Source organism: Sphingomonas sp. CFBP 13728 (genome assembly GCF_014841895.1).
In the GTDB taxonomy this organism is placed as follows: Bacteria; Pseudomonadota; Alphaproteobacteria; order Sphingomonadales; family Sphingomonadaceae; genus Sphingomonas.
Genome location: NZ_JACYUS010000002.1, coordinates 259,527 through 276,086, shown reverse-complemented (window position 1 = coordinate 276,086; position 16,560 = coordinate 259,527). Strand labels below are relative to the sequence as shown.

16 protein-coding genes are annotated in these 16,560 nt (G+C 56.0%); 13 read left to right on the top strand and 3 right to left on the bottom strand.

All coding sequences use genetic code 11. The annotated features are described in order from the left end of the window. Positions 1-143 precede the first annotated feature (143 nt). The gene (locus tag IFT67_RS10105) at positions 144-1,403 is read left to right on the top strand and encodes a restriction endonuclease subunit S domain-containing protein (protein WP_192146972.1); all 1,260 of its coding nucleotides are present in this window, start codon (positions 144-146) and stop codon (positions 1,401-1,403) included. A gap of 77 nt (positions 1,404-1,480) precedes the next feature. Here IFT67_RS10105 and IFT67_RS10100 read toward each other — a convergent pair whose 3' ends face one another. After that, positions 1,481-2,401: a restriction endonuclease gene (locus tag IFT67_RS10100; RefSeq protein WP_192146971.1), complete on the bottom strand. Its 921-nt coding sequence runs from the start codon at positions 2,399-2,401 to the stop codon at positions 1,481-1,483. 502 nt (positions 2,402-2,903) lie between these two features. On the opposite strand from IFT67_RS10100, the gene IFT67_RS10095 reads away from it, so the two are divergent. The 9 genes from IFT67_RS10095 (at position 2,904) to IFT67_RS10055 (ending at position 9,266) form a co-directional block, all read left to right on the top strand. Then, positions 2,904-3,266 carry a hypothetical protein gene (locus tag IFT67_RS10095; RefSeq protein WP_192146969.1) on the top strand — a complete coding sequence of 121 codons (363 nt, stop codon included), beginning with the start codon at positions 2,904-2,906 and terminating at the stop codon, positions 3,264-3,266. Between the two features lie 26 nt (positions 3,267-3,292). Beyond that, the gene (locus IFT67_RS10090) at positions 3,293-3,649 is read left to right on the top strand and encodes a hypothetical protein (protein ID WP_192146967.1); all 357 of its coding nucleotides are present in this window, start codon (positions 3,293-3,295) and stop codon (positions 3,647-3,649) included. 164 nt (positions 3,650-3,813) lie between these two features. Then, the gene (locus tag IFT67_RS10085) at positions 3,814-4,227 is read left to right on the top strand and encodes a hypothetical protein (RefSeq protein ID WP_192146965.1); all 414 of its coding nucleotides are present in this window, start codon (positions 3,814-3,816) and stop codon (positions 4,225-4,227) included. A 78-nt stretch (positions 4,228-4,305) separates the two neighbouring features. Continuing rightward, positions 4,306-4,698, top strand: coding sequence for a hypothetical protein (locus tag IFT67_RS10080; protein WP_192146963.1), 393 nt, complete (start codon positions 4,306-4,308; stop codon positions 4,696-4,698). A 17-nt stretch (positions 4,699-4,715) separates the two neighbouring features. Further along, positions 4,716-5,021, top strand: coding sequence for a hypothetical protein (locus tag IFT67_RS10075; RefSeq protein WP_192146961.1), 306 nt, complete (start codon positions 4,716-4,718; stop codon positions 5,019-5,021). A 364-nt stretch (positions 5,022-5,385) separates the two neighbouring features. Beyond that, positions 5,386-6,654 (top strand): VapE domain-containing protein, encoded by a 1,269-nt coding sequence (locus IFT67_RS10070; RefSeq protein ID WP_192146959.1) that lies wholly within the window; start codon positions 5,386-5,388, stop codon positions 6,652-6,654. Positions 6,655-6,998: 344 nt separating this feature from the next. Then, positions 6,999-8,162: a site-specific integrase gene (locus IFT67_RS10065; RefSeq protein ID WP_192146957.1), complete on the top strand. Its 1,164-nt coding sequence runs from the start codon at positions 6,999-7,001 to the stop codon at positions 8,160-8,162. Between the two features lie 77 nt (positions 8,163-8,239). After that, positions 8,240-8,737: a hypothetical protein gene (locus IFT67_RS10060; RefSeq protein ID WP_192146952.1), complete on the top strand. Its 498-nt coding sequence runs from the start codon at positions 8,240-8,242 to the stop codon at positions 8,735-8,737. A gap of 316 nt (positions 8,738-9,053) precedes the next feature. After that, entirely contained in the window at positions 9,054-9,266 is a 213-nt protein-coding gene (locus tag IFT67_RS10055; RefSeq protein WP_192146950.1) for a hypothetical protein, read from the top strand. A 73-nt stretch (positions 9,267-9,339) separates the two neighbouring features. On the opposite strand, the gene IFT67_RS10050 is transcribed toward IFT67_RS10055, so the two are convergent. Continuing rightward, positions 9,340-11,796, bottom strand: coding sequence for a DUF4062 domain-containing protein (locus IFT67_RS10050; RefSeq protein ID WP_192146948.1), 2,457 nt, complete (start codon positions 11,794-11,796; stop codon positions 9,340-9,342). A 374-nt stretch (positions 11,797-12,170) separates the two neighbouring features. Next, entirely contained in the window at positions 12,171-13,037 is an 867-nt protein-coding gene (locus IFT67_RS10045) for a hypothetical protein (protein WP_197983023.1), read from the bottom strand. On the opposite strand from IFT67_RS10045, the gene IFT67_RS10040 reads away from it, so the two are divergent. The 3 genes from IFT67_RS10040 (at position 13,000) to IFT67_RS10030 (ending at position 16,481) form a co-directional block, all read left to right on the top strand. Next, entirely contained in the window at positions 13,000-14,364 is a 1,365-nt protein-coding gene (locus IFT67_RS10040; protein WP_192146946.1) for an AAA family ATPase, read from the top strand. The genes IFT67_RS10045 and IFT67_RS10040 overlap by 38 nt on opposite strands. A 125-nt stretch (positions 14,365-14,489) precedes the next feature. Further along, positions 14,490-14,864, top strand: coding sequence for a hypothetical protein (locus tag IFT67_RS10035; protein WP_192146944.1), 375 nt, complete (start codon positions 14,490-14,492; stop codon positions 14,862-14,864). A 1,101-nt stretch (positions 14,865-15,965) separates the two neighbouring features. Beyond that, a complete protein-coding gene (locus tag IFT67_RS10030) occupies positions 15,966-16,481 on the top strand; it encodes a Ros/MucR family transcriptional regulator (RefSeq protein WP_342450600.1) in 516 nt (171 codons plus the stop codon). Positions 16,482-16,560 lie beyond the last annotated feature (79 nt).

Sequence of the window (16,560 nt, the reverse complement as noted above, 5' to 3'; positions counted from 1 at the left end):
GGCACTATCATGGCATTAAATCTGCGTCGCTTCCGGCGTCGATGCTATTTGCCGGTGATCGTAGGATGGAGGCTGAAAGCTTCTTGGGATCGGGCTTTGCTACTCGGCAGGCAATTCGTGCGAAACGGCGGGGTTGGAAGGAGATGGTTAAATTCGCTCGGACATGGCAGCCGGGCAGACTGAAGGGTATCCAGGTGTCGCCGGAGTTCGGTACGCCATTTCTAGCTGCTACCCAAGTCTTTGACGTCCGTCCGGTCGCCCGAAAATGGCTGTCGCTGAACCGAACGGGTGATTACGTCGAGCGTTATGTCAGGGAAGGCACAATCATGCTGACGTGCTCGGGCAGCGTGGGGCGTGCAACTCCCGCTTTCAGCAGCGTGTCGGACACACTAATCTCGCACGATTTGCTTCGCATCGAAGCGATTGATGAACGGGATCAAGGTTGGATCTATGCGTACCTGAGGGCGCCGACGATTCGGGCTATGATGACTTCCGCTCAGTATGGTCACATGATCAAGCACTTGGAGGTCGGTCATCTAGACTCAATGCCGTTTATTGAATGTCCTTCTCAGGAAATACGTGACCAATGTCAGCGAAATTTCAAAGAAGTGATCTCGGCACGGAATGAAGCTGCCGCCGCGATTGTGTCGGCAGAGGCCGGATTTCAAGGTGCGTTTGAGACAACCAACTTAATCGAAGATAATGGTGAGAGCGGCTTCAACGTTTCAAGTCGGGCTCTGGTATCTGGGCGTCGTCGTTTTGACGCAACTAGCGTCAACCCGCGTACGATGAGTATTGAGCAGAATTTAGCCTTAGGCGCGGTGCGAATGCAAAGCCTTCGTGATCTCGAATGCCAAGTTTGGTTGCCGAACAGATTTCGTCGTGTTCCGGCCGAGGAGGGAGTTTATCTAGTCGACAGTTCTTCAATTTTTGAAATCAATCCCGATCCGAGGCGTAGAATATCCGCTGAGGCTATTGTGGACAGGAATGGTGGATTTGTCGAAGAGAATTGGCTCCTTATGTCCAGGTCGGGGCAGGTGTACGGCCTGTTGGGATCAGTAGCGTTGGCTACTGCGAACCACGCGGGCAAAGTCGTTACCGATGATATCATTAGGATTGTTGCGGGGGAGAATCTAGATCCCGGATACCTTCATCTTTGTTTGTCAGATGAGCGGCTAGGGCGTCCGCGAATAAAGTCGCTCGCGTACGGGTCGAGCATTCCGCATATCGAAGTAGAAGACCTTCTGGATATGAAGATCCCACGCTTTGATCAAGAATTCGAGGGACGTTTGGGGGCTCTCGTTCAGTTTGCGTACAAACGATGGGCCGAGGCGGACGAGCTAGAAAATCAGTTAAGCGACCTTGCCGAAGAAGCAATAAGTGCTTTCCTCTCGACTTCGTAGCATATCGACCGTTTCCTAAAAGTTAGGCTCGGCTTTACGGGAGCATTACGTCTAAATCCGGTTTCGGAGAAGTAGAGTCACTCATCAGCGAAAAAATCTTCATCGATCCGCTTGACAGCGATGACGCGGCTTACGCGCACGCCGACGTCATGCTCGGTCAGCAAGGCAGCCAAGCGCTCACCGTCGATTAAGATCACTCGCTGCGGAATGTGCCGGACATACTCGACGGCAGGCGCGCTGAAGGTCGATGTGGTAACGAACACGCCTTTGGTCGCGCCGAGTCCTACTAGGCTCCCAACGAAACCCTGTATCTCCGGACGGCCCACGCCGACGTGCAGCGCGTACCGCTTTGCCTGGACGTAGATACGATCAAGGCCAAGACGATCCTCATCGATTACACCGTCCACTCCACCATCGCCGCTCTTACCGATTTGGAGGGCGGCGCGGTCGTGCGTGCCGCCGTACCCCATGGCGACCAGCAGGTCGACGATCAGCCGCTCGAAGAAGGCAGGCGTCTGCCCCAGCACTCGCTGCAGTAGGTCGGCCTTGAGCACCGACTGGATTGTCGCATAAGCAGCGTCGATCTGCTCCTCGGGCGTAGCCTCCGACGCTACGGCCGCTTTCGTAGCTGGCTCCTCCTCCCCCGCGGCCTCTCCCGTCTTCTGGTACCACTCGCGGAACGACGGAAACGTGTTCAGAACATCGATGTTGATGGAAATCTGCCCTTGAGCCAACAGGGCGCGACCCTCTTTGCTCGCGATAAACCGACCGCGACTGGGACTGTCGATCAGGCCCGCCTTGGTCATGTAGAACTTGGCCCAGTGCAGCCGGTTGTGGAGCACGCGCTGGCGCCCGCTCGGCAGCAGCTCCTCGCGCTCCGCATCTGTCAGACCAAGACTATCGGCGATCCGCTCAGCCGCCGCTGGCACACGCGTTTCAGCAAAGGCCGCGTCCTGAAGCACCGGAAGCATCAGAGCCTGGTAGTCGGGTATTGCCATTAATCGCCCTCAACGCGCTTGGAAGCGATACGCTAGCGTCGCAATCGCCTCGCGTCCCATTTGATCGCGTTCCGCGCGCGAGAAGCGAGGTATCTTATTCAGATAGGACAGCGGTAATGACCTATCAAGTATGCAAACAGCTATTGCGAACGTGCAGTGCTCTGCGCATGATCGCTTCACCCCCTGTGAAAGCCAGGGGGTGGGGCGTGGTAACCCCTCTGCAATGTAACTCGGACGCCTGATTCAGGTGGCCGGGTGGCATGCGCGCATGTCCAGCTGGTTCCACCGGTAAAGGCGCATGCGCTCTGTGCATTGCCAGGGTTACCAACATCCGGCTTCGGTCGTCGCCCCGAGAGGACATAGGGGTGGCGCAAGATCTGAGCCGCACGTCGCCCCGCTAGGGGGCAGTCCAATGAACGCATCAAAGCCATACGTCAGCGCACTCGCGTCCTGACGCCCTTTGTCGCGTCCGCATCACATCAACCGGGAGAATACCATGACTATGAAGACGAAGACGCTCGTCCTGAGCGCAGCCCTTTTCGTTGCAGCCTGCACCCATCCTGCAGACGTGTCCCATCCTCTGACCGAGGTTGCCGACAAGAACGCCCACCTCACCATCAAGGACACCGCGGAAGGGTTCAGCGTCGAGGTCCGCTACTCGCGCTATCAGTTCGTCCCTGAGGCGGACGCGCTGATGGTGGCGTGCCGATCGCTGGTCACGGCCCGCGCCTACGATGAAGCCAAAACCCGTGGTCGCGAGATCGAGCCGATCAACGAACAGACCATCCGTGTCTCGACCGGTCGCAACATCCTCAAGGGGCGCACTGCTTGCCGTGCCTTCGCGACTGCAACCTGGAAGCGCTGACATCTCATTTTTGCAAAGGAATCATCATGAAGAAAAAAGTTATCGCCGTCCTGCTGGCAATACCACTCGTTCTGACCGCCTGCAGCGGGAGGTCCGACGCAGAGAAAACTGTTCGAGAAGCTTTAAAAGATCCGGAGTCTGCCAAGTTTGGAGAGTATTACTTCAATAGTGGAACCGGCAAAGCGTGTCTGACCACAAACGCTAAGAACTCTATGGGCGGGTACACGGGTGATAGCCAAAGCCATTTGATAAAGGACAAGGAAGGATGGCATTACGACGGTGACGCAGAGGAAGCCCACGCTGATTGCCGCAAGACGTATGCCGACGGCGAAGAGGAAGAGCCACTGGCAAATGCAGTAGATGATCCCAGCGCGATAAAATGAGCGACACCGTGTTGACGGAGAGGGCGACTGAAATGGTCGGTCGCAATCGCCCGTTTTAGCAGCACCGCCGGGCCCTCTCGAAGCGCTCGTTTAACGAACACTACCAAAACCACCCCGAGGCCTCTGCGACTAGTTCGCGGAGGCCTTTTTCATTGGAGATCAGCATGCTGTCACTGACCAACCGGGCCGCCGTCGAAGCGGCCATCAACAACGCTGCCCTCGATCCCGCCCTGCGCGACTTGCTCGCTCTCCGTGCCCGGCAGCTCGAAGACGACACCGAGCCGGACGTCGAACTGGGCGACCTCGCGCACTTCCATGTCGTAGAGCCGGGGGATGGAATGGAAGAGGTAAACGAGAGCCTTGGCTTCGCCGTAGACGTCAATTTCGTGGACGAACGCCGCTTCGATGATCCTGCGTTCGTAGGGTCTTGGGAATGGATCGAGCACCACGGCGGCTGGTTCGAGCTGGCCTTCGTGCTGACGGATGAGGGCTACGGCGAAATTCTTCTCGTTCCTGATCGGCCAGATACCAACCCACGGCTGCTCGCCCTTTGTCGAGACCACCTAACCACCGCCTAAACGACCCACTACCAATCGACCCGAAGCGTCCAGGCAACCTGCCTTGGGCGCTATTTTTTTGCCCGAAGGAATCTCGCCATGATCTTGATACACGACCGCGCTTCGGCGGCGGCTGTCTCTCCACATCATCTCGATCCGCCCGTGCGCGCCGCGCTGGAGGCCGAACTGGCTCTCCTCACGGCGGGCGAACACGACCTGACCGACTGGACGGACATCGCATTGGTTCAGCCCGGTGACACCGAAGCCGACATCAAACGGGAAGTTGGGTTCTCGCCGCTCGTCGATCCGATCTCAAATGTCCGCTTCGGTCAGCCCGGCTACGCACCCGGTTGGGATCACCTGTCGGTACGCGACGGCGTGTTTCGCAGCGTGTGGACGATGGGCTCGACGTACGCCTGCATCCTGCTGGTGCCCGACGCCGACGGCATTCTCCCCGAACTGGTTACCCTCTGCCGCCACTACGCGGCTTAAAGCCAAGGAATTTGACCATGAAAGAGTTCATCACCTTCCTGACAGCGTGCGCCGTGCTCGGCATTGCGCAGTCCCTCGTTGCCGCACTCAGCATGGCGCTGCTCATCTTCGCGCTGATGGGTGCGATCAGCCATCCCCGTGAGACGTTCGGGTTTGCGTTCTGCCTCGGCATGCTGCTGCTCGCGATCAACGCTCCAGCGGTATGTGCCGCGGCGCTCGGTGCGATCGGCGTTACTGCTGTCGTGATCGGCGGCTTGAAAAGACACATTTCGAAGTCATCACGTGCGCCCGCCGTCCTGTTGCGGCTGAGGGCAAACAAATAACAGACTGCTCACTTGCAACTATAACCGACGATAGACATTTACATCGTCCACGCGGAATTAAACCGTGTGTACCCTTCCGCAATGTGCGGGCCTTGAGACCGATCGCCTCCCTGACGAGGTGATGTCGCTCGCGCGGAAGGTAAGCCTCCTCACAGCGATATTCACCTTGTCACCACGGCGCCAGCCTTCGGGTCCGCGCCGCTGTTTGACATTGTTGACCAGTAACACCGTGTTTTGCGCGGTGCACGTCACGCGGCAACGGAAGGTGTCGTTCGGTGCATCCGCGCGGGCACAGATTCGGAGCAAAATGCTCCAATCGAACTGCCGGCCCAAGTCGCCGGCTTCAACCTGTGAGGACAGGATAATGCAAAGAAACACCAACGTGATCGGTCCGTTTCCGGATCGACCAGCGCCAAGGTCGGATCGTCCACCAGCCACGATTGCAAATGTCGATCATTTGCTCAAACACGCGGGCATCAAAGTCCGCTACAACGAAGTAAGCAAACGTGACGAAGTCACAGTTCCCGGCCGAACAGGATCGAACGACAATATCGATAACGTCACGCTCGCGTACATAGTCAGCCTTGGTGCGGAACATCATATGCCGACCGGCAACATACCTGGGTTCGTCGAGGTCATTGCGAACCGGGATGCATATAATCCAATGCGCGACTGGATACGCAGCGTACCTTGGGACGGTGTAGATCGAATGGCGGAAGTCTTTGCCACCGTCACGGCGCAACCGGATTACCCCAACAATTTGAAGGAAGTGCTACTGCAGAAATGGCTGCGCAGCATTGCGGCGGCGGCAACACGCGAGGGCTTTCGCAGTCGCGGCGTCCTGACCCTGCAAGGTGCGCAGGGGATGGGCAAGTCGAGCTGGATAAAAGCGCTAATTTCAGACACCGCGCTGGCGGACTCAGTCGTCAAGCTAGGCCACCACATGGACGCGTCCAACAAGGACTCGGTCATCGGTGCCATTTGCTACGCCATCGTGGAACTGGGAGAGTTGGACAGCTCGTTCAAGAAGGATCTCGCTCGCCTGAAGGGCTTCCTGACGGACGATCACGACCGAGTGCGGCGGCCGTATGATCGTCGGGAAGCGAGCTATCCGCGTCGCACGGTGTTCGCCGCCACCGTGAACGAGCACCAGTTCCTGCAAGACCCAACGGGCAACACACGCTTCTGGACCATTCCGGTCACCAAGCTCGATTACACCCACACAATCAACATGCAGCAGGTGTTCGCTCAACTCGCCGCGGAGGTCGAAGCCGGCGAGATATGGTGGCTCCAGGACAACGAGGAGGGTCTCCTCGACGAACTGAACAGCCTCCATGCCTCCGTGAGCCCGGTTGCAGAGAAGCTTGCCGATGCGATCGATCATACACGTATCGGCGCAGACGGTCTGCCAGCACTGTCGGCAACGGATGTCGCAGAGAAGCTTGGGTTCCCAACCACTGTCCCGAGCGCGCGCGAGGCAGGGGCGGCACTCCGGGCACTGCTCGGTCCACCGAAAAAGATCCAAGGCACCATGAAGTGGCGAGTGCCGTGGGTCGAAGTCGACGGCGAAGCCATGGTCCCAGACCACGTCAAGGCGGCACGGGCACGGGCACAGGTCGAAGACAAATACTGACGAGGGCGCCTCTGCGCTGATCCGGCGGCGGCGCGTGGACTCCGCCATCAAAAGGGGGGGGGGTAGGGGAAACTCTATAAATGACCGACGCCTAAAACGGCAACAACAGGGCCGAACCTCTACCCCCACCCCCCCCTACCACGGCTCGCCGCGTGCGCGCTGCTCTCCCGCCGCACAGTGACCGCGTTCGGCGGCCGCCGCGCGCCCCCCCCTCTGCCCCCCTCTCGGGCTCTCTGGGCACTCATTCGTCCCCGCGAATGCTGGACCCTAAGCCGCCGTCGCCGTGTGCCCCCTCGGGCCGCTCTGGCGACGTGCGCCATCCACACCCTCACAAGGAATCCAACATGCCAAAGGCCAAACTGTCTGCTGCGTTCGCGCTCACTGCTCGATGCGAGGAGGGCAAGCGCAAGGTCGATTACTACGATGACGGAACGAATTGCATTGGCCTACTCCTGGAGGTCCGCCCATCCGGAAGCACATGGCATCTTCGTTATCAGAATCCGCAAGGCCGCCAGTGCCAGGTCAAGCTTGCCAAGGTCGAGGATGCGACGTTCGATCAAGTCCGCCGTAAGGCACGGCAGCTGCGATCCGAGGTAACCCTCGGGGGTGATCCAGCAGCGGTGAAGGCTGCGGTCAAGGCCATCCCGCTGTACTCTGAGCTGTCGGCTATGCACCTTGCGGACGCAAAACTGCACCAGAAGTCATATGACACGACCGAGATGTACGTCCGGCGGCATATCATTCCCAAGTGGGGGAGGGTCCGGCTGACCGACATCGATGGTCGCGCGGTTGCTCAATGGCTGGCAGCAAAGCGCGACGAAGGTCTAGCACCTGCGACAGTGATCAAGATCAAGGCGATCTTTGGCCGGTCGTTCGAGCTTGGCATACGCTGGCAAGTTGCCGGGTGCGTGACGAACCCTGTCCGCGGGGTGCAGAGCAAGCCGCTGAACAATGCACGTGAACGCTTCCTGTCGACCGAAGAGGCGAAGCGCCTGCTCGCGGCGGCGGCGAAGTCAAGGAACCCTCAACTCGCCTCCGTGGTCGGGCTGCTTCTACTCACCGGCATGCGGGTGTCCGAGCTGCTGTCGACGAAATGGGAGAACGTGAAGGTTGACCGTCGCAGCCTCTACATACCGACCTCGAAAACGGGGCGATCGCGGCACGTCCCGCTGGCTCAGGCCGCTGTCGACATAATCGAACGGCTTCCGCATGCCGAAGGGGCCGTCTTCCTGTTTCCCAGCCCTAAAGACGCCTCAAAACACCTGACGACAATCAAGCACGGCTGGCAGACCGCGCGGGATACTGCCGACCTTCCGGGACTCCGCATCCACGACCTGCGCCATTCAGCGGCGTCCTTCATGGTGAACTCGGGTGTCGATCTCTTCGCGGTGGGTAAGGTCTTGGGGCATGCGAATGTCGCCAGCTCCGCTCGGTACTCGCACCTTGCGAACGACACGCTGCTCGCTGCCGTCGAGGCGGGCGCCGCGAAACAGACCCGCTCTGCATAACCTGAACTCCGCTCCACGCGCTGGCTTCGGCTGGTTCGTGGGGCGGGGTCCTTCCTAAATTTTTTTGGAAGCACATCATGACCATACGTATCGACCCTGCCGATATCTTCCCGACCACCTCCGCGTCACCAGACGTAAGTAGCATCGAACGCATGCCGGATGGCGATGCCACCTCTAACCCAATCGATTTGTTCGCCGTCCCGCCCGATACTGGCGTGAGCCCCGTTCCTCATAATGTAGGTAGTGCTGCCAATATCCTAGTTCCGACAACGCGGCCTGATCGGGGTGCATCTCAGGCCACCGTACTGACGTCTAGTTCAACCCCAGAAGAGGTCGCCGCGGTCTTCGACGGGCTCGACGACCTCAATGCGTCATGTCGGCATGCCACCATGGACGTACGGCTCCATGTGATGATCGGGGGGTGCATCGAGCGAGGTATCAATACGCGCGCCAGGATCGTGGGGGCGCTTCGAAAGAAGAACTTCAACGAAAGGCGGACTGGTAGATACCTCACCGATATGACCGGGAGGCTTTGGCGCCGTGGCACCGAAGGGATCTACGACCTTAAAAATTGAGGGGCAGCTTATCGAACGGGCGCGAAGAGCAATAGGTTTACAAATCGGTAAAATTACCTGGACATAGCGCTGGTGTTGCCCGTTACTATGACGTGGTCAGAGCCGACTCCATTGACAGGCGCATGTCCAGCGTTGTTCGAAAAGACTGTCTTGCGCGTTAGGCCGCGTGAACCGCATTGGCTCTGTTCCGCATCATAAACGTGCGGAAGGACAGTAACGGACCGGGGAGGTTTTCGGGCCTCCCCATTAGCCCTCGTTCGGACGGACCCGATCGCGAGCGTTGACGCGGTCGACGTCATGTTCCACCTTTGTTCTCATGAAGAATGCACGCGAGTCTATGCGCGGCGGCGCTGAACCGCTATCCCAGACGCACCACCTAATCGCGGAAATCTTGCCCGAACTGCGGCCTGCCGAGATGCAAGCGGTCTACTTCCAATGCATGGAGGACGGTCCCGTAAGCCTGCTGGCGCCGATCGAGGCTGAATTCGCGAGACGTGGTTTGTCGCCCCGTGCGATGACCTTCGGTTGAGCTAAGGGCGGCACATGAAGCTCTGACGCCTTCAAGCGGCATCCTCTTCTAGTCTTGGTGGCTGGCACGCGTATTACTGCGAACGGCGGACCATCTCGCGGCGAACAATTGCATTCGCATGCTTTTTTGACAGAGACGCGCCAAGATCCAGCCAGTGTGCCGTGTTATAATATCGCTGAGTATCGCGTTCGATGTACAAATCAAGAATTACTTCAATCCGTTCCTTCGGTAAGCTTTCAACACATCTAAGCGAAAAAATTGTGCGATACTCATCATCTTTTCTGTCCAGTTCGTTAATGATGGCATCGTTACTTAAGCTAGAGAAAATATTCTTTGGGAAAACATGGGCTAGCGATTTTCTTAACGGCGCGGAAAGCTCCGTGTTCAGTAGATCGGCTATACGTTTTCTCCCAATCTCAAAGATCGCGGCGGCCTTTTCATCAGCAAAAATATTGTAAGAGAAATCAAGTAGTCCGCGTCGGCTGCTCGATGGAGGTTTAAGGCGCTCGATACGAACAATATCTGACCAATCACCGAACTTTCCGATATACGCTAGAAGCTCGGGTGAAAGTTCGATCTCCATGGCATCAATGGTCGATCTGACAAGCCCAATGTCAGCTTTGACCTTCAATCCACACAACACGGCTAAGGCGCCGGAGCACAGTTTTTTCTGATAGAAGTCCCAAATTTGATAGACTTGGGTGCGGTAATCCGTGTCGAGTCCGGGGACATTCTCAACCCTTTTTACTGAAGCTTCAAACATCGATGCAAATTTGTCGCGTAGGTTTTGGCGAATCTCTTCGGACAGCTTCTTGGTAAACTTACCGTATAGAGCAAATAATTCCTTATCGTTAAAAGTTCCAGCTTCAAAAAGCTTGTCTTTCAAACTGTCGAAATCGAGTTCTTTTAATCGGTTAGATAAATATTTGTCATAATAGGTCGAGTCAGTTTCAGCAGACTGAAGAAAACCTAAGCCGCGATTACCCCGTTTTATAATTAAAACCGTTTTTACGGTATCAACGGGCAGTGGGTTATTGCCGATCTCAAAGCTTTCCACCGCCAGAAGCCGAATCTCATGATTGCTGTCGCTGAGGAGATTGTGAGCTGCTATTTCCGACAGCTCACCTCGTTCGATGAGAAGCTTAACAGCACGAAGCCGGATACCGTCTGATTTTACAGCGAGGCATAATGTAAGGACATCAGTTGATAGAGCGCTAGGGATCGAATAAATCAAGTTTATGAATGTGTCAGAGATCTTCTCGACGTTATTTTCACAAATGAACTTAAGTGCATCCTCTTGAGACTGTCTGGTCTTTATGGATGCAATGATGGTAAGAAAATTTGATTTCCTGTCGGCCGGGGAACTTTTCGAAATCTTGCGAATAGTCTCGATGTCTTCGTGTGTGCCATTGAAGCTTAAAAACTGGGTGGCAACATCGATTGTCTGGTTGTCCGTCTCGGGATCAAACCAACCCGTGAGGACTTCCTCCCTTGAGAAAAAAGCCCCAAGTTCCGGAGTGGTCTCCCCAATGATCTGGAGAAGCTTGATTGCATTTCTTCGCTCCTCCGTATTCCCAGCAATCGCAAGAACCTTGACCCTTTCGAACGGTTTATTTTCGTTCCCCATAGAGACTAGCCACCGCCATAAAGGTACGTTCTGGTGATCGAAGCCAACGATGCCGCAATCCACCAAGGCCCGAGTTTCCTGAGAAGAGAATGATATCTCTTTCCGGTATCGGAACATCAAGTTTGCATCATGGTTTCCAAGGTAAATATCGTCATTACCGGAACGCTTCAAGGAGGCTGCGATTAGACGAAATCTTGCAACCTCTTGAGCGCTCGTTTGCTCGCTTTCGCGAGTGCGGCTTGACATCCCGGCTAGGAAATCTAGAACTTTGTGATCAAAAAGCTCGGTATCTACGGGCGCTTTGTCATCTGTATCTTGTTTTGGAGATTGCTCGGCTTCGCTGTTACCGGGCTCATATGGTACATGAAGTTCAAATTCACGCCACCCAATCTCAGTTATCTTGTTTCGAATGAGGTCACGGAAGTCTACCGTCTCCGCGAAGTCGCTGAAGAATATGCGCTTCTCGTCGATACGCTGCGCTCGAAATTCCTTCACCTTTTTGATTTCCGGTCCCGGTTCAAGGCCATCGGGAACATGAACTGACTTAAAATAGAGGGCGATATCTTTCATCGATCCCGCAGCGACCAAGTCTCTCGCTCGGCAGAATTCTTCCTCGAACCCAGACGTAAATCCGCTGTCGTCAAGATCAGGCTTGGTTCCCCATCGGTTCCAAAGAATGCCGATAAAATATTGGCATTTGTCGAGATCAACGTTGATGAGGCTTTGCGGGCGTTGATAGCCAGGGATCGTGTCTTCCCATCCCACAAGTTTAAACTGGCAACCCCAATGCTCTGAATGGGCCTGATTTACCTCCTGAACTATTTCGCGCGCTGCGCGCCGTTCGTCTTCAAGCCCGCTGGGAGAACCAATAAAAACGCGGACAATTTTGATGTTCTCCGACAAGCAATATCGCCCTATTTAATTGAAAGTGACGTGTGACGTGTGACGTGTGACGTGTGACGTGTGACGTGTGACGTGTGACGTGGGGCCGGCATATGCAGCCTAGCCCGCCTTTGCAAACAGCGTCTAAAGGAGGGAGCAGGTGCGTACGGCAAGCGATACGTTTACGTAACCTCCTTACATGCCTCGAATGCCGCCGTAACCTATATGGACAAGAGACCGCTTGCGCCGTTTAAGCGTCCGAAGCGGCCGTTTCGGTCTCGTGACATTCGGGAGCGGGTGGTCGGCAAGAGATTATTACGGTCACGTCAGCAACTTTGCCCACAGTTCCGCTTGATTGAGGTGGGGCAATAGCGCTGATAGGTAGGGCATTTAAACTATCGCAGAAATTCCGGTTGATACGCGATCTGCGCAACTGCCTTGGTCGCGTCGCCGCGTCTCAGGTACTGACCGAGCAGCGCTCCCTTCTCGGCTTCGAGGCCCTCCACCCGATACAGTTCGACCCGTTTGTCGGTTGTGGTTGTAAGCCGGAAGAGCCGCCCATTTGCGCGACAGTAAACGTCCTTGGTCCCTTGCTGAGGCGTCCACTTGCAGTCTGCGCCAGACAGAAGGCGTCGCTCCGCGGCCGCCGCTTCTGCTTCCCTGAGCTGCTGGAAATGCTCGTCCTGTTCCTGCCGAAGTCGCTCTTCCTCCTTCTCGATATGATCCCGCAGCACGCCAACGATGGCGGGCATTTCGGTCCCCAGCGTCTTCTCCCCTTCATAAACCGCGAGGCAGCCTTCCCGCAGTTCGTCGCGCGGGTACTCGCTGTAGCGTTCCTCGGCGAAAGCCTTCAGGCGTTGCTCCACGTCGCTGAACGACAGCTTCGGCTTTTCCATGCGGTTCAGATGGTCCTGCAGGTCGCCGGTCGGAATCCAGCAGGCGGTGGCGGACTCCACGAGTTGCTCGCGAGGTCCGGTCCACTTCGTCCAGGGCGAGTTGCCCCGATCAAGCTTCTTGACGATGTCCTTAGCTAACTTGAGCAGCATGTAAGGGTCTTTAACGTGCCGGAGGGATGGGCTCTTCACGTGCTCAAACAGCAGCCGCTTGACGGTCTCGACGCGCTCATCATCAACCACGATATTGCTCGGAAAAGTTGCCCATTCGTCACTCTCGTGTAACAGGTCCAAGGCAGCCGGAGCGGTTGCAGCGCTATCTGACTTGGTGATGACGATGATCGAAGCACTTCGGTTCACAAACTTCAAATCGTGGTCCCGAGCAAATCTCGCATGCGGTCAAATCACGGGCCTATTTGGCACAAATTCATCGGGTAAGACAAGTCTTATTCAGTTTCTTCTGATGCTAAAGCAGACGAAGGATGCGACTGATCGCGCCTTATCGCTGGATCTCAACGGAGATTACGTCAAGCTTGGGACGATGCGCGATGTTATACATGGGCACGATGAAAGCCGCGAAGTCGATTGGCGCATTAAATTTGGTCTGCCTCAGGAACTTGTTCTCAGGAATCCCAGTGGTGGCGTTGTTAGTCGGAGCCGTAAAATAACGCTTCGCGCCAAAGTCGATATTCAAGCTATGGCGCCAAGATCTCGGTCACTCTCTTATAGACTAGGGAATGCAAGATTTGTTCTGTCGGGAAGAAAGGCAGACGAAAATAGCTTCGACTTGAGAGCGGAGTCCGCAGTGGAGGGCGAGGTAGTTGACTTTAAATTTCTTCGGACACAGGGAAGAAAATGGCAGCTGCCGCCTTCAATTAAGTCCTACGCTTTTCCGGATCAGGCCCGTACATACTATCAGAATGCCAGCTTTCTCTCCGATTTGGAGGCTGCCTATGAAGAGGCGATTGACAGAATTTACTATCTCGGTCCTCTCCGGGTCTATCCGGAGCGTGATTACCTGTGGGCGCGCTCACGCCCAACCGATGTTGGTCAACGGGGCGAGAAGACGATTGACGCGATCCTTGCGGCCACTGTCGCAGGTGAGCAACGTAACCTAAGGCCGGGAGCCCACTACAGGCCGTTCCAAGCAGTGATTGCTCACTGGCTACGGGAGATGGGGCTCATAGAGAACTTCAGCGTAGTAGAGTTGGCTGAGGGGTCGAACAGGTGGCAGGCGAAGGTGCAGACGAGAAGGGGCGCTAGTGAGGTGTTGCTAACAGACGTTGGATTTGGGGTTTCCCAAGTTTTACCGGTTGTAACGCTACTACAGTATGTTCCAGAGGGATCAACGGTAATTTTGGAGCAGCCTGAAATACACTTGCACCCCCTAGCTCAAGCCGGACTTGCTGATGTTATCATTCAGGCTGCAGTGCATCGGAATGTTCAGGTTATTCTTGAAAGTCATTCCGAGCATCTACTACTTCGTCTGCAGCGACGGATGGCGGAACAAGCAATTGCGTCAGAGAATGTAAAACTGTATTTCTGCGATGCGCCAAGCGGATCTTCAATAATGACGCCGCTGGAAGTGGACACTTATGGTAATATACAAAACTGGCCTGATCGTTTTATGGGTGACGCATTTATAGAGACCGCTGAGGCGGAGTTAGCGAGACTTCATCGTCAGCAGTCAAATTAATGACGGACTGGGTCGTCGATACAAACGTTCCGATCGTCGCTAATGGGCGGTCGGAGGATGGAGAAGCGCGACCACCCGCGCTAGCCTGCCGAGAAGCGACCGTGCGCTTTCTTTTAAGGGTAGCGGTGTCCGACAAGGTGCTGCTTGATCTAGGAGGTGAGATTCAAGCAGAATACCGAGCGCACCTGCGTCCTTCCGGGCAGCCGGGTGTGGGCGATCGGTTCTATCAGATGGTGCTACAGAGCTCACCTGACAGAGTGAAGCGGGTGGATTTGATCCGCGGTGACGATGGGGAGTTCGAGAGCCTGCCCGAAAGCCTTCGGGCAATTAACTTCGATCCTAGCGACCGCAAGTTCGCCGCACTGGCACATCAAGAAGCTGCCCCGCTTGCGAACGCGACCGATAGTGACTGGATCAATGACGCAGAGACCGTGGAACAAACCGGCATTACAGTCCACAACCTGTGCGGCTGCGATCCTCTAACCTGGTTTGTCGCATAAACTTTTACGGCCCGAGCAATAGAACCGTACATTTTGGTCATCAACCCGAGGAATGGGGCCTTCGGTGTCGTACACTAGGTCGGATTGAGGCGATGCGCTATCGGCGATCACGTGCGGGCAGGTATAGCGCAGGTCGACTTTTCGGCTTTTCCCAAGCCAAAGCGCTTTCGCTAGGAAACGGCTGATCGCCCGTCTCATCCCAAACTGGGAAGCGGCTGGGTGCCGCCTGCGATACACATTAGATCTGCCTATAAGCATATGCAAACGCTCAATTAATTCCGGCGCGTCACTAGCCTTCGTAATGCGGGGGTCACAGGTTCGAGTCCTGTAAGCGGCACCAAACTACAAAATCGTCGGCAAATCATCGTTTAGGCTGTGGTCTTGAGCGATTCGTGACGCATCAGTGTCGCACACACCTGCCTCCATAACTCCTCTAAGCTGCTCATATCGTTTAGTTCGAGTGCTTTGAAATGTCGCGCAGAGAAGCAAGTTGAGTATGGTGTCGAGGCGCATCGTAATTATTGCGGCTCTGGGAAGCGCTGGGTGTCGACCTTGACGCGCTAGATAAGGAGTTTCTTCGCGAGTTGATCTAGGCCTTAAGCGATCGCTACGGGATATAGCGGAGAAGCGCATAAGATGCTGCGTAATGTCGCGCGTAACTCCTATGTCGAAGGAGTGCTCGCGCCCCACGATCCGGCGAGACTAGCGGAGTTGGAGGCGTGGCGCGCACGAGATTGAACGCGCGGGTGCCAGCGATCGGACGACGAAAGTGCGATGGAGCTATCGCGCGCTCAACGGCGATTACGCTGAGCGTTGCGTGCCGGCCAGTACAAGCATCCCGTCGATGGTCCGTCGTATCGCTTTTGGTCGAGCAACTCTTCAATTAAATACCCAGCCGAGAATAAGGCAAGGTCAACGACCGGGTCCATTTATCGGCGCGATAGGCCAAAATTGCGTCACTAGCATCTCTACATGAAGATGTTTTTATTAGCCAAGTGAACAAAAGGGCCTGTAAAGCGTATGCTGGATACCTTGGTATTATTCAGCAGCAAAGCCGCCGGTAGTTGCGACAGGGTCTTAATACGAATTCAAGGAAATAGCGTGACGGATACAATCAACACGGTCGAACTCGCCGCCGAACTGACTGCGGCGTGGCTGGCGAACCCCAATACGCGTACGGCTGCCGACGACGTGCCGGCATTTCTCGTCGCGATGCATGCTGCGGTCGAGAAACTCACCGGCAACGGCGATGTCGAGCCCGAAGCTGCACCGACGTCTGCGTCCGAGCCTGCCGTATCGGTGCGAAAGTCGCTGGCATCGCCCGATCACATCATCTCGATGCTTGATGGCAAGAAGTACAAGACGTTGCGTCGGCATCTGTCGACCAATGGCCTGACGCCAGAGCAGTATCGCGAGCGGTTCAATCTGAAGTCGGACTATCCGATGGTCGCGGCGACCTATTCGGAAGCGCGCCGGGCGATGGCGAAGTCGATCGGTCTTGGCCGCAAGGCTGGCTCGACCGTCGAAAAGGCAGCCGACGGCGCGGCGAAGACGGTTCGCAAGGGCGGCAAGGCAGCATTGGATGCCGAAAAGAAGACGCTCGGCAGCGAGGCCTGAGTGCATGGGGGAGGGCACGGCCTTCCCCCTTTTTCGACCGACGAGATCGCGTCGGATATTGTTTCTACGGCCGCGCTTT

Excerpts from the sequence above, each read along its gene's own strand:
- IFT67_RS10105 (WP_192146972.1), top strand. The coding sequence starts at position 144 with ATGGTTAAATTCGCTCGGACATGGCAGCCGGGCAGACTGAAGGGTATC.
- IFT67_RS10095 (WP_192146969.1), top strand. The coding sequence starts at position 2,904 with ATGAAGACGAAGACGCTCGTCCTGAGCGCAGCCCTTTTCGTTGCAGCC.
- IFT67_RS10080 (WP_192146963.1), top strand. The coding sequence starts at position 4,306 with ATGATCTTGATACACGACCGCGCTTCGGCGGCGGCTGTCTCTCCACAT.
- IFT67_RS10055 (WP_192146950.1), top strand. The coding sequence starts at position 9,054 with ATGAAGAATGCACGCGAGTCTATGCGCGGCGGCGCTGAACCGCTATCC.
- IFT67_RS10090 (WP_192146967.1), top strand. The coding sequence starts at position 3,293 with ATGAAGAAAAAAGTTATCGCCGTCCTGCTGGCAATACCACTCGTTCTG.
- IFT67_RS10060 (WP_192146952.1), top strand. The coding sequence starts at position 8,240 with ATGACCATACGTATCGACCCTGCCGATATCTTCCCGACCACCTCCGCG.
- IFT67_RS10075 (WP_192146961.1), top strand. The coding sequence starts at position 4,716 with ATGAAAGAGTTCATCACCTTCCTGACAGCGTGCGCCGTGCTCGGCATT.
- IFT67_RS10065 (WP_192146957.1), top strand. The coding sequence starts at position 6,999 with ATGCCAAAGGCCAAACTGTCTGCTGCGTTCGCGCTCACTGCTCGATGC.
- IFT67_RS10100 (WP_192146971.1), bottom strand. The coding sequence starts at position 2,401 with ATGGCAATACCCGACTACCAGGCTCTGATGCTTCCGGTGCTTCAGGAC.
- IFT67_RS10040 (WP_192146946.1), top strand. The coding sequence starts at position 13,000 with ATGACGATGATCGAAGCACTTCGGTTCACAAACTTCAAATCGTGGTCC.
- IFT67_RS10070 (WP_192146959.1), top strand. The coding sequence starts at position 5,386 with ATGCAAAGAAACACCAACGTGATCGGTCCGTTTCCGGATCGACCAGCG.
- IFT67_RS10085 (WP_192146965.1), top strand. The coding sequence starts at position 3,814 with ATGCTGTCACTGACCAACCGGGCCGCCGTCGAAGCGGCCATCAACAAC.